The organism is Nocardia sp. NPDC058176 (assembly GCF_042883805.1).
GTDB lineage: Bacteria > Actinomycetota > Actinomycetes > Mycobacteriales > Mycobacteriaceae > Nocardia.
The window spans coordinates 284,649-296,280 of the sequence record NZ_JBHVVA010000004.1; the positions used below are offsets into that span (position 1 = coordinate 284,649).

Annotated in this window: 11 protein-coding genes, 1 tRNA gene and 1 other RNA gene; 9 read left to right on the top strand and 4 right to left on the bottom strand. The window is 69.2% G+C overall.

What is annotated here, in order from left to right:
• Positions 1-37: 37 nt before the first annotated feature.
• The gene (locus tag ACFVVM_RS22675; RefSeq protein ID WP_019044495.1) at positions 38-169 is read left to right on the top strand and encodes a hypothetical protein; all 132 of its coding nucleotides are present in this window, start codon (positions 38-40) and stop codon (positions 167-169) included.
• A gap of 108 nt (positions 170-277) precedes the next feature.
• A complete protein-coding gene (locus ACFVVM_RS22680) occupies positions 278-1,732 on the top strand; it encodes a threonine/serine exporter ThrE family protein (protein WP_387621553.1) in 1,455 nt (484 codons plus the stop codon).
• 1 nt (position 1,733) lies between these two features.
• On the opposite strand, the gene ACFVVM_RS22685 is transcribed toward ACFVVM_RS22680, so the two are convergent.
• Positions 1,734-2,153 (bottom strand): DUF5994 family protein, encoded by a 420-nt coding sequence (locus tag ACFVVM_RS22685; protein ID WP_387621555.1) that lies wholly within the window; start codon positions 2,151-2,153, stop codon positions 1,734-1,736.
• Between the two features lie 267 nt (positions 2,154-2,420).
• Positions 2,421-2,508: transfer RNA gene (locus ACFVVM_RS22690), tRNA-Ser, on the bottom strand.
• A 134-nt stretch (positions 2,509-2,642) separates the two neighbouring features.
• Between ACFVVM_RS22690 and ACFVVM_RS22695 the strand changes: the two genes are divergently transcribed.
• From ACFVVM_RS22695 to ACFVVM_RS22705, 3 genes are all read left to right on the top strand, one after another.
• Complete coding sequence (locus ACFVVM_RS22695; protein WP_387621558.1) at positions 2,643-3,215, top strand: TetR/AcrR family transcriptional regulator; 573 nt, start codon at positions 2,643-2,645, stop codon at positions 3,213-3,215.
• Positions 3,216-3,241: 26 nt separating this feature from the next.
• An RNA gene (ffs, locus tag ACFVVM_RS22700) (signal recognition particle sRNA small type) lies at positions 3,242-3,336 on the top strand.
• Between the two features lie 148 nt (positions 3,337-3,484).
• Positions 3,485-4,774: an aminotransferase class I/II-fold pyridoxal phosphate-dependent enzyme gene (locus ACFVVM_RS22705; protein ID WP_387621560.1), complete on the top strand. Its 1,290-nt coding sequence runs from the start codon at positions 3,485-3,487 to the stop codon at positions 4,772-4,774.
• 39 nt (positions 4,775-4,813) lie between these two features.
• Here the strand turns inward: ACFVVM_RS22705 and ACFVVM_RS22710 are convergent, their stop codons facing one another.
• Positions 4,814-5,620, bottom strand: a complete 807-nt coding sequence (locus ACFVVM_RS22710) for a methyltransferase domain-containing protein (protein WP_387621563.1) — start codon at positions 5,618-5,620, stop codon at positions 4,814-4,816.
• 112 nt (positions 5,621-5,732) lie between these two features.
• Here ACFVVM_RS22710 and ACFVVM_RS22715 point away from each other — a divergent pair, with 112 nt between their 5' ends.
• The 3 genes from ACFVVM_RS22715 to ACFVVM_RS22725 all read left to right on the top strand — a co-directional run bounded on the left by ACFVVM_RS22715 (position 5,733) and on the right by ACFVVM_RS22725 (position 8,773).
• A complete protein-coding gene (locus tag ACFVVM_RS22715; RefSeq protein WP_387621565.1) occupies positions 5,733-6,311 on the top strand; it encodes an HhH-GPD-type base excision DNA repair protein in 579 nt (192 codons plus the stop codon).
• Positions 6,312-6,417: 106 nt separating this feature from the next.
• Complete coding sequence (locus ACFVVM_RS22720; protein ID WP_387621568.1) at positions 6,418-7,125, top strand: hypothetical protein; 708 nt, start codon at positions 6,418-6,420, stop codon at positions 7,123-7,125.
• A gap of 367 nt (positions 7,126-7,492) precedes the next feature.
• Positions 7,493-8,773, top strand: coding sequence for an ROK family protein (locus ACFVVM_RS22725; protein ID WP_387621571.1), 1,281 nt, complete (start codon positions 7,493-7,495; stop codon positions 8,771-8,773).
• 57 nt (positions 8,774-8,830) lie between these two features.
• Here the strand turns inward: ACFVVM_RS22725 and ACFVVM_RS22730 are convergent, their stop codons facing one another.
• A complete protein-coding gene (locus tag ACFVVM_RS22730) occupies positions 8,831-10,456 on the bottom strand; it encodes a DUF2207 family protein (protein ID WP_387621573.1) in 1,626 nt (541 codons plus the stop codon).
• Between the two features lie 265 nt (positions 10,457-10,721).
• On the opposite strand from ACFVVM_RS22730, the gene ACFVVM_RS22735 reads away from it, so the two are divergent.
• Positions 10,722-11,627, top strand: a complete 906-nt coding sequence (locus tag ACFVVM_RS22735) for a neutral zinc metallopeptidase (protein ID WP_387621576.1) — start codon at positions 10,722-10,724, stop codon at positions 11,625-11,627.
• Positions 11,628-11,632: the final 5 nt, after the last annotated feature.

Consider the following 11,632-nt stretch of genomic DNA (forward strand, 5'->3'; position numbering starts at 1 on the left):
TCGCGAAGACCGCTGGCGCGCCGCGCATGCCGACTGCGTGGCCGATTCTCCCATTTCTTCGCTGCAGCAGGCCCGTTTCGTGCTGACTCAGCACGACGGGTGCGGTCCGCGCTGCCTGCAACACCTGGCGGCGACGGCCTACAGCACCGGATTGATCGACGACATCTGAGCCTACGGCGCGCGGTGATGTGCTCGGCGTTCGCCTGTAACAGGCGACACGTTGACGAACACGTTGCGAGGCGCCGAACCCCCTCCGAACGCCGTTACCGTCGTGGGTATGAGTGTGGACCCCGAGGTGGAAGGCGACGGCGCCACGACCACCGAGCGCCGAGGGCTGCGTTCCCGGTTGCGGCTGCGGCTGCGCCGCCCGTTCGTGCTGCCGTCCCAGCGGGCCACGGCCGACAACATCGTCGCCGCCCCCACCCCGCTGCAGCCGATCGACCTCACCGACGACGCCGAGGTCTCGCAGGTGCTCGATCTCGCGGTGCGGGTCGGCGAGGTGGTGCTGGCCGCCGGTACCGGTGTCGGTGACACCTCGGCGCAGGTCCGGTTCATCGCCTCGACCTACGGCCTGGACAAGTGCGACATCGACGTCACCTTCGACGCGATCCGCATCTGGGCCGACCGCGGCCCCCGGCTGCCACCGGCCAGCGACATGCGGGTGGTGAAGTACCGCTCGCTCGACTTCACCCGGCTGGCCGCGGTCGACCGGCTGACCCGCCGGATCCGCAGCCAGATCGTCCCCGTCGACGAGGCGCACGCCGCGCTCGACGAGATCGTCTCGGCGCGCCACCCCTATCCGCGATGGGCCTCGACCGCGGGCTGGTCGCTGCTGGCGGCCGCGATCGCGGTGCTGCTCGGCGGCGGGGCGGTGCTGGCCGCCATCAGCTTCGCGACCACCGCGCTGATCGATGTGGTCAACCGGGCGCTGCACCAGCTGGGTCTGCCGATGTTCTTCCAGCATCTGGTCGGTGGTGTCATCGCCGCCGTGCCCGCGATCGCGCTGGCCTCGATCAGCGATCACTGGCGTGCCGACGCGGCGCTGATCGTGGCCGCGGGCATCACGGTGCTGCTCAGTGGGCAGCAGCTGGTCGGTTCGGTGCAGGACGCGATCACCGGCGCGCCCATCACCGCCGCGGCCCGCATGCTCGAGGTGTTGATGATGACCGGCGGCATCATCGCCGGTATCGGTCTGGCGCTGCGGGTTTCGACCATGCTCGGGATCGCGGTGCCCGAGATCGCGGCCTCGGCCGGGCGCGATACCGAGTATCTGGGGATCAAACTCGCGGCCGGTGCGGTGGCGGCGATCGCCTTCACCCTGGCCTGTTACGCCGAGCGGCGGGCGCTGCTCGCGGCCGGGCTCAGCGGCGCCGGTGGCACCATGGTCTTCCTCGGCGCGCAGGACATCGGCTTCGGCCCGGTCGTCGCCTCGGGCATGGCGGCCACGGTGATCGGCCTGGCCGGTGGCCTGATGGCGCGGCGCGCGCTCACGCCGCCGCTGGTCGTCGCGGCCGCGGGCATCACGCCGCTGTTGCCTGGTCTGAAGGTGTATCGCGGCCTGTACGCGCTGCTGGAGGACGAGTCACTGCTCGGCTTCAGTCAGCTGCTCGGCGCGTTCGGCGTCGGCTGCGCGCTGGCCGCGGGCGTCATCCTGGGCGAGTGGTTCGACCGGTTGCTCAGCCGCCGCGGCGCACCGCGCGACTTCGATCCGACCTACACCAGCGACCGTTGACCTAGGTGGCCTGCACCAGGGTGCGCGGGCCGTCGGCCGCCGTCTCGGCGGGCGCCGGGTCCTGGACGCGGGGTTTGCCCGCCGCCCAGCGCATCTGGCTGCGGGCCGCGGGCGCCTCGGTCGCGGCGGGGATGACGAGCAGCGCGAGCGTGGCGCCGTTGCTGCCGACCAGATGCATGATGCGCGAGGCCTGCTCGCCGGTGCCGGATTCGACGCTGTTCCAGTCGAATCCGAGCCGGGCCAGCTTGCCGATGCGCGGTCCGACCGCGGCGACCAGCTGGTGCAGCTCGGTCATCGGCTGATCGGTACGCGGCCACCAGGCGCCGTCGATCGGGCCGGTGGTGGCATCGCGGTCACGCAGCATCAACCGGATCGGCCCGGTCGCGTCGCGACCGATGCTCGTTTCAGGTGCTGTATTCACTACGGATGTTTTCTTTCTCAAGTCTGTGCGGTCGAACGCCGTCCAGCGACATCGACCGGCGCACGCCGTCCATCTGGGCCGGGCGCGAAGGTTGGGTACCCACTCCACTGTGTCGGCACGCACATCTGCGCGATGCGCGGCGACGCCGGTGGGTGGATGTGGTGGGGGTCTCCCGCACCATCGGGGCTCACTCTACGGATGCCTACCGACAGATCCACCGATTAAACGAACAGGGCCCCGACCGGCGAACCGATCAGGGCCCTGCTGTGGCGGAGGATAGGGGATTTGAACCCCTGAGGGCGTTAACCCAACCCGCGTTCCAGGCGAGCGCCATAGGCCACTAGGCGAATCCTCCGTGGAGCAGCATAGCGGCAGCTGTGCCCCGGTGTAAAAACGGGTCGGGTCGGCGAGGCCGGATCCAGGCACTATACGGCTGCGTACACTGAGTGGCCCGGCCGCTCTCGCTGCGGCATCGTCGAACGATATGAGGTGGAACACGTCGTGGGCACCGCGCGCACTCCCCGGGCCAGATGGGTCGAGGAAGGCCTGCGCGTGCTGGCCGATTCGGGTGTCGACGCCGTGCGGGTGGAGGCGCTGGCCAAGCGCATCGGCGTGACCAAGGGCGGGTTCTACGGATACTTCGCCGACCGCGACGCCCTGCTCACCGAGATGCTCGACGAGTGGGAGCGCGAGGCCGTCGACCAGGTGATCGACCAGGTCGACCGGCCCGGCATCGACGCCAAGACCAAGGCCAGGATGGCCGGCCTGCTCACCTTCTCCAGCCAGCGGCTGCTGCCGATCGACCTCGCGATCCGCGGCTGGGCCCGCCGCGACGAGGCCGTCGCCGAGCGGCTGCGCCGGGTCGACAACCGGCGAATGGCGTTGCTGCGCGAGACGATCGGTGAATTCTGCGATGATCCCGACGAGGTCGAGGCGCGCAGCCTGCTGGCGTTCTGCGCGGTCATCGGCGGACACTTCCTGGCCGCCGATCACGAGGGCCGCACCCGCACCGAGGTGTTCGATCGGGCCACCGACCTGCTGTTCGACACCCGTGATCGCTAGTGCGCTCGTTTACCGCTACACTGGCCGACGGATCCCGCGCGGCGCGCATCCTGTGAACTCCCCCAGGGCCGGAAGGCAGCAAGGGTCAACGGGCTCTGCCGGGTGCGCGGGGTCCCCTTAAATCTCTCAGGGGCCCCGCCGGATCGATCCGCCTACGCACCTTCGCAGCGTGCGAGCCCGCTCCCGGTCCGGATACCCCAACGATTCCGAGCAACCGCCGGGTAACGTTGCTGCTACCCCCACCTTGCTGCTTCGAAAGGCTGCCCAGGATGCCCCGGCAAACGCAGATCGGTTTGATGAGCCACGCGGAACTCGTGTCAGAGCACGAGTCGCAGAACGCGAATTACGCGACGCTCAAGACTGAGAAGCTCACGCTGGATCTCACCCGAGGTAAGCCCTCGCCGGAGCAATTAGATCTGTCGACGCCGCTGCTGTCGCTGCCCGGCGACGGCGACTTCCGCGACGGCTCCGGCACCGACTGCCGCAACTACGGCGGCCTCACCGGTCTGCCCGAGCTACGCGCGATCTTCGGCGAACTGCTCGGCATCCCGGTCGAACAGCTGCTGGCGGGCAACAACGCCAGCCTCGAACTCATGCACGACATCATCGTGTTCTCGATGCTCTACGGCACCCCGGACTCTCCGCGCCGCTGGGCGGTGGACGAGCCGATCAAGTGGTTGTGTCCGGCGCCGGGTTACGACCGGCATTTCGCCATCACCGAGGCGCTCGGCATCGAGATGATCACCATCCCGATGGGCCACGACGGCCCCGACATCCGCGCCATCGCCAAACTGCTCGCCGAAGACCCGCAGATCAAGGGTCTGTGGGCGGTGCCGAACTACTCCAACCCCACCGGCGTCGTCTACTCCGAAGAGATTGTCCGCGAGCTGGTCTCGCTGCCCGCCGCGCCGGACTTCCGGCTGTTCTGGGACAACGCCTACGCGGTGCACCCGCTCACCGACACCGCCGCGCCGGTGCTCGACGTCCTCGGCATGGCCGCGGCGGCGGGCAACCCGAACCGGCCGCTGGTCTTCGCCTCGACGTCCAAGATCACCTTCGCCGGTGCGGGCGTGAGCTTCTTCGGTGCGTCCAAGGCCAACATCGACTGGTACCTCGGGCACGCCGCGAAGAAGAGCATCGGCCCCGACAAGCTCAACCAGCTGCGGCACCTGCGCTTCTTCACCGACGCCGAGGGCGTGCGCGAGCACATGCAGAAGCACCGCAGGCTCCTCGAGCCCAAGTTCGCGCTGGTTCGCCGGATCCTCGAGGACCGTCTCGGCGCCTCGAAGGTGGCCTCGTGGACCGAGCCCAAGGGCGGCTACTTCATCAGCCTCGACGTGCTCGAGGGCACAGCGGCCAGGGTGATCGCGCTGGCCAAGGACGCGGGCATCGCGCTGACGGCGGCCGGTTCGGCCTTCCCGTACAGCACCGATCCCGAGGACAAGAACATCCGCATCGCCCCCAGCTTCCCGCAGCTGCCGGAACTGGAGAAGGCGATGGACGGGCTCGCGACCTGCGTGCTGCTCGCGGCCACGGAGAAACTGCTCGACCAGCGCTGACCGTGCGGCCGGGCGCGCTCACCCGCGCCCGGCACCGGCTCAGCTCTTCTTGTGCACCAGCGCGCCGAACAGGGTGACCGAGATGTGGATGTCGCCACGGTCGGCGCCCGCTTGCAGGTCGGTGAGGAGCTGGTCGCGCTCGGCGGTGGTGATCACCCCGCGCAGGGCGGCCAGCCCGGCGATCCTGGTGACCAGCGCACCGGCCCCCACCGTGCGATCCTGCACCAGCGCGTGCGAGCCGATCTCGTCGACGACCAGACCGGCACCGCTGAGCAGTCCCGCGATCCGGCGGCCCGACAGCGGGTTCGTGGTCGAGGAGATCAGGGTGTCGATCACGGCGCCGACCACCCGCTGATCGCCCGGGTGCACGATCGCCGTCGCCCAGTCGGCATCGACCACCACCGCGCGACCACCGGGCCGCAGCACCCTGGCGATCTCGGCCGCCGCGCGCGCGGGCGCGGTGAGGTGCTGGAACACCCGCTCGCACAGCACCGCGTCGAAGCCCGCGGTGCCGAAGGGCAGACCGTAGGCGTCGCCGGAGACGAACGCCGCCGTCGAGCCGCGCTCGGCGCCGCGCCGTTCGGCCGAGGCGAGCAGGTTCGGATCGGGTTCGACCCCGACGGCGGTACCGGTCGGCCCGACGGCGTCGGCGAAGGCGAACACCTCCGAGCCGGTGCCGGAACCGATGTCGAGCGCGGTCTCGCCGGGGCGCAGCGCGAGCGCGTCGTGACTCCAGGTGCGTAGCGCGCTCATCCCCGGCTGGGTGACTTCCAGGTCGTGCGCGTCGATCAGCTGATCCTGGCCCGCTTGATCGAAGCGGTCGGGTCGTGGGCTGTAGTTGGTCATGCGTACCGCCATCGTCGAGATATCGAGACCGTGTTGGCGCGTTTCGGTGGGCGCCGTAGTCCTCGGGAGCATGGGACACGAGGGTACTAGTGAAATGTGTCACGATGAATGTATGACTCGTACGCTGTGTCTGGCTCAGGACCCCGAGGCCGACGAACTCCTCGGCACCGACGATTTCGCGTTGCTGCTGGGAATGCTGCTCGATCAGCAGTATCCGATGGAGCACGCGTTTCGCGGTCCCCGAAAACTCGCGGAACGAATGGGCGGATTCGACCTGCGCCGGATCGCCGAGGCCGATCCCGCCGAATTCGAGGAACTCGCCGCGACCCCGCCGGCCATCCACCGCTACGGCCGGTCGATGGCGCGTCGCGCGCAGGCACTCGCCCAATACGTGATCGAGCACTACGACGGCGTCCCCGCCGGGATCTGGACCGACGGCGATCCCGACGGCAAGGAGGTTCTGCGCAGGTTGCAGGCGCTGCCGGGGTTCGGCGCGCAGAAGGCCAAGATCTTCCTGGCGCTGCTCGGCAAGCAGCGTGACGTGCGTCCCACCGGCTGGCAGAAGGCCGCGGGCGCCTATGGTGACGAGGGCTCGCGACGCTCGGTCGCCGATGTCGTCGACGCCGAAACACTTGCCGAAGTAAGGGAATTCAAGAAGCAGGCCAAAGCGGCGGCGAAAGCCGCCGGATGAATTCTTAGTTACGATCTTGCTGCTTTAATCCCTCGTCACGCGCGGGGATCTGCTCGAAGCTTGCCTTTCGAACAGCTCCACAAACGATGAGGGATTGGCAGTTTTTATGAAGATGAGGAAGTTCGCCGTGGTAGCGGCGCTCGTGACCGTGGCGACCGGCGTGGCCGCAGGCACTGTGCACGCCGCTCCGGTCGCAGAGGCCGATGCGGTCAACTACACCGCCGAGGTCGTCGACGACGCGAAGGCCGTCATCTCCACCGACGCCGGCTCGCTGGTCGTCGAGGACGGCGTGTTCAAGGTCAAGGCCGCCAACGGCGCGACCGTCGCCGGTACTCCGCTCTCGTTCCGTCTCGATGAGTTCGAGCTCCCCATCGCGGCCGAGATCTCGGGTAACACCGCGACCCTGTCCCCGGTCCTCGATCCCGCCAAGGCCGTCTACAAGCCCGTCGCGCTCCCCTTCGAGAGCCAGGCGCCGTGGAAGACCGAGTACGAGCGTGAGCAGGCCGCCTGGTCCCGCCTGACCTCCACCATCTCCCTGGGTGCCGCCATCGGCACCCTCGTCGGTGGCCTCGGCGGCGCGGCTGTCGGTTGCATCGTCGGCGCCGGTGCGGGCCTGGTCGCGACCGGTGTCCTGCTGGCTCTGTTCGGTGCGGGCCCCCTCGCCGGCTGCGTCGTCGGTGCCACCACCATCGGTGCGCTCGGTGTGATCGCGGGTCAGATCCTGGTGACCGCCCCGGTCGCGATCGGTGCGGCGCTGCAGTACATCATCACCATCAACCAGCCGGCTCCTGTTCCGCCGGCCGCCGCCAAGTAACCGCGGCAGTAACAGCGTGGCGCCCCACCCGGATCACCGGGTGGGGCGCTTCGCGTCGGTCGGTCCAGCCGCATTGCGCTGCTCGACACACCCGACTGACCTGGGCTTATGGTGTGCCCCACGGCACAATCCGCCGATTCGGCTTGGATGGGCCGGGATTCGGTGTTAACTTGATTGTTATGTCCGGCAACCATCCCACCGCTCCGCGGGTCACCTACGTGACCGCCGCGCTGGGTCTGCGGTTGCCGTTGACTCGCGAACTGTGTCGCTCCTGCTGCTGCAGCTGAGCCCTCGGGGCTCGTGCGCTGCCACGCCCCACGTGTAGGCAATCCCGTTGCGACAACGGGATTTCAGCAAGGAACTTCATATGTCTACTCCCATCATCGAACGCCCCGCTTCTCGGGCGGGTGCCGGTCGTGCTCGTGTTTCCCGCCCCGTCGTCGCCCCTGAGCTGCGCCGCAGCGACAATCCGGCGGCCGCCGTGCTGCGCACCGCCGCCTCCGGCCCGGTCTCGCGCGACAATGCCGCGCGGGCAACGGGTTTGAGCATCGCCACGGTGAACCGTCAAGTGGCGTCGCTGCTTTCGGCCGGGCTGCTGCGTGAACGTCCCGACCTCACCGCCGCGGGAGCGGTCGGCCGCCCGCGCGTGCCCTTCGAGATCGACCACGACGCCTATCTCACCATCGGCATCCACATCGGCGCGGCCGCGACCAAGATCGTCGCCGCCGACCTGCGTGGGCGCATCCTCGGCGGTCTCGCCATCGCCACCCCGCAGACCGGCCAGGATTTCGCGGTGACCACCGTGGCGCGCAGCGCCAAGGCGTTCCTGCAGCGCTGGCACCGCCGCACCCCGCTGTGGGCGGGTGTGGCCATCGGTGGCCGCGTCGACCCGCACACCGGCGTGGTCGACCATCCCAAGCTGGAATGGAAGGGCGCGCCGATCGGGCAGGTGCTCGGCGATGTGCTCGAACTGCCGGTCTCGGTCGCGCCGCACGTCGAGGCCATGGCCGCCTCGGAACTGCTGCTGCCGACCTTCGACGCACGCCGTCCCGAGCCCGACACCGAGCTGCCCGCCACCCAGACCGGCAGCAGCCTGTACTTCTACGTCCGTGAGACCGCGGGTATCGCCGTCACCCTCGACGGCCGGGTGCACACCCCGAGCAACGGGCCGGGCTCCATCGCCCACCTGCCCACCGGCTCGGACGTGCAGTGCGGCTGCGGCCGGCGCGGCTGCTTGGAAGTGACCGTCGGGGACCGGGCCCTGCAGGCTCGTGCCGTCGGGCGCGGAATCATCCCGGCGCACAACGGAACCGCGGGCACCACCATCGCCGATCTGTACCGGGCCGCCGAGTCCGGCTCCGAGCCCGCGCGTGAACTGCTGGCCGAGCGGGCGACCATGCTCGGACAGACCGTCGCCCTGGTGCGCGACATGCTCAACCCGGATCGGGTCGTGCTCGGTGGGCAGGCGTTCACCGGCTACCGGCCCGCGCTGGCGCACGTGGCCAGGGCGTTCACGCAGAGTACTCAGTTGCCGCCCACCGATATTCGGATCAGTGGATTCGGTGGGAAGGTGCAGGAGTTCGCCGCTGTCGTGACTTCGCTGAGCGCGCTGTACGCCGATCCGCTGGCCGCTGTGCGCCGCGTCTAGCCACGGAATACCTTCACCGCGAACGGCATCCCTGATCTCAGGGATGCCGTTCGCGTTTCAGCGGGGGTTGAAGGCGCCTTCCAGGGCCGTGATGAAGAAGGGGAACTGGGAGGCGAAGCGATGGAGGTTGCGGTCCCGGTCGTAGCCGGCGAACCAGTACAGGCCCGGTTGGGAGTCGGCCGAGGGGTCCATGTCGCGGAAGGTGCGGATCCAGTTGTCGGCGCGGCCGCTGATGAGCGTGTAGGGCAGCGCCCGGGAGAAGACGGTTTCCTGATCGATCGGGGGGATCTGCTCGCGCGAGACCGTGTCGAGGCCGCGTTGCATGGCGCGGACCCGCCCGGCGATGGTGTCGCCGAAGGGGGTTCGGGTCGGCAGGTAGTTGGGGAGCAGGATCGCCGCGACACCCGCCAGGGCGATGGGCACACCGACCAGGGCGTGCCCGGAGGTCAGCGCCAGCACGACGGTGGTGATGGCGCCGATGGCGATCAAGGCGCCGCCGATCCAGCGGGGCAGCGCGCGTTGCTTGGGGTCGGCGAAGGCGCCGGTGGCGACCGCGTCGGCCTGCATGGCGGCGCGGATGGGGTCGAGTTGCACGCGGCCGGGGGCGCGCAGTTCGCGGACGGCGACGGTGTCGGTGCCCTCGGGCAGCAGCATGTCGTAGACGGCGCGTTCGTAGTCACGCAGCTGATCGTCGGGGGCGTTGACGCGGCTGATCCGCCAGTCGTCCTCGCCGCGCGCGTTCACCGGCGTGATCCACAGGTAGCGCCGCGCCGCGAGATCGACGACGGTGGCGGCGATGTCGACCGGATCGACGTGCTCGTCGATCAGCAGGCCCGCCTCGCCGGGCAGCACGCCGTCGGGGGAGGTGAAGTCCACCCGGCCGCCCTGCCCGACGAGCGGATCGAAGGCGTCGCTGCCCGCGGTCGCCGTGGCGGCGCGCTTTCGCGCGGTCAGCACGTAGGCGACCATGGCCGCCAGCGCGAGCAGCAGCGCGCCGAAGGCCGCGTAGACGGGGCCGGTCAGGGAGAACGCGCCGGCCGAACTGCTGTCGCGGATATCTGCATTGGCGGGCACGGTGCTGGGCGGCATCTGCAGGGTGAGGTCGATCGCGTCGCCCTTGCGCAGGTCGGTCTGGCTCAGATACAGCACGCCATCGGGTTCGACGTGGACATCCGCGCAGGGCCTGGTGTTGCCGGCGGGGCCGAGTTTGCAGTCGACGATGCCCATCTGGAAGCTCGGGCTGATCACCGAGACGTCCAGCGCGGCGATATCGGCGTTGAGCACGCCGAGCCAGTGGAACACCTGGGTGCCGGGCGCGTCGGAGACCGTGTTGTGAATGGAGTAGGTGAACTTCGATTCACCAGGGTTGGCCTCGACGACGAACTGATCGCTGACCGTCGTCGCGGTGCCCGCCCCGGTCGCGGTGACATCGGTGACCTTGAACACCCGCTCGACATCGTCGCCGATCTTCAGGCGCAACGGCAGCGACATCGTGAAGTTGCCGTCGGCGGGCACCCCGACGGTCTCGACGACCTCGAGCACGCCGTCGTCGGTGAGTGTGAGGTCGGCGGTGATCGTCACACCGGCCGGTGCGGGCTCCGTGTGGGCAACCGGGGCGGCCGCGAACAAGCCCACCGAAGCGAGCAGCAGCGCGCCTGCGGCGCCCCCCCGAAAAGTCAGCATGGCTGCTTACTCTAGACAGCTTGCTATTCTGCGTCAGCGGCTGTCGGCGACTCAGGAGACGAGGGGGTACGGGGGAGTGACCCAACCACCGTACGGTTATGGCCCGCGCGGGCCTGGTGGACGACAGGTTCCGCCGCCCCCTGGCTATGGGCCGCCCCCGGGATATCGCCCACCACCGGGATACGGTCCGCCCGGATACCAACAGCCGCAGGGTTATCCACAGGGCTACGGCCAGCGTCAACCGCCGGGATACCGGCCACCGCCGATGCCGTACGGGCCGCCCGGCCGCCCGACCCCGCCACCGCGCAAGAGCGGCGGCGGATTCTTCGCCTCGCTGATCGTGATCATCATCGTCGTGGTGGTCGGCGGTCTGGTGCGCTACGCCGTGAACACGGGTTTCGACGCGGCCATCGGACCGAAACCGTCCACGACCTACACCCCCGATCCGGGCAACGCCCCCGCGGCGACCGCCGACAACCCCCTGGTCACCGCTGCCGACGGCACTCTGGTTCCGGCCTCGTGCGACTACGCGCCGTGGGGCACCCAGGTGGAGCGGGCGCGCGCGTTCTTCGAATCGGCCGCGAGCTGCCTGGAGGCGGCGTGGAAACCGGTGATGGAGAAGAACGGCCTGCCGTTCGAGTCGCCGACGCTCAGCATCACCGCGACCACCGCGGGCATCACCACACCGTGCACCGGGTCGACGAGTAATTTCGCGGCCTTCTACTGCTCGGCGAACAAGACCATCTACATGCCGATCAGCCAGCTGCAGACCGATCAGTTCCGGGACAACTGGGTCATCTACCTGTCGGTGTTCGCGCACGAGTACGGCCACCACATCCAGGCACAGTCGGGCATTCTGCTCAAGGCCAACAGCGAACGCCGTACCGCGGGCGTGCAGTCGGACAAGGGGCTGGAGCTCTCGCGCCGAGTCGAGTTGCAGGCCAACTGCTTCGACGGAATGTTCATCTCCTCGACCAAGGACGGCGGCTCGCTGACCGACTCGCAGGTCACCCTCGCCGTGCGGGACTCCTACGGTCGCGGCGACCGGCCCGGCGACATGCGCGATCACGGCACCTCCGACAACGGCGGGCAGTGGTTCGAGAACGGTCTCGAGCACAACCTCACGTCACGCTGCAACACCTTCACGGCATCCGCGAGCGAAGTGAGCTGATTCGG

What these genes read in the sequence shown, in the direction of transcription:
- ACFVVM_RS22680 (WP_387621553.1), top strand. Translation starts at nt 278, where the DNA reads ATGAGTGTGGACCCCGAGGTGGAAGGCGACGGCGCCACGACCACCGAG.
- ACFVVM_RS22705 (WP_387621560.1), top strand. Translation starts at nt 3,485, where the DNA reads ATGCCCCGGCAAACGCAGATCGGTTTGATGAGCCACGCGGAACTCGTG.
- ACFVVM_RS22710 (WP_387621563.1), bottom strand. Translation starts at nt 5,620, where the DNA reads ATGACCAACTACAGCCCACGACCCGACCGCTTCGATCAAGCGGGCCAG.
- ACFVVM_RS22715 (WP_387621565.1), top strand. Translation starts at nt 5,733, where the DNA reads ATGACTCGTACGCTGTGTCTGGCTCAGGACCCCGAGGCCGACGAACTC.
- ACFVVM_RS22720 (WP_387621568.1), top strand. Translation starts at nt 6,418, where the DNA reads ATGAAGATGAGGAAGTTCGCCGTGGTAGCGGCGCTCGTGACCGTGGCG.
- ACFVVM_RS22725 (WP_387621571.1), top strand. Translation starts at nt 7,493, where the DNA reads ATGTCTACTCCCATCATCGAACGCCCCGCTTCTCGGGCGGGTGCCGGT.
- ACFVVM_RS22730 (WP_387621573.1), bottom strand. Translation starts at nt 10,456, where the DNA reads ATGCTGACTTTTCGGGGGGGCGCCGCAGGCGCGCTGCTGCTCGCTTCG.
- ACFVVM_RS22735 (WP_387621576.1), top strand. Translation starts at nt 10,722, where the DNA reads ATGCCGTACGGGCCGCCCGGCCGCCCGACCCCGCCACCGCGCAAGAGC.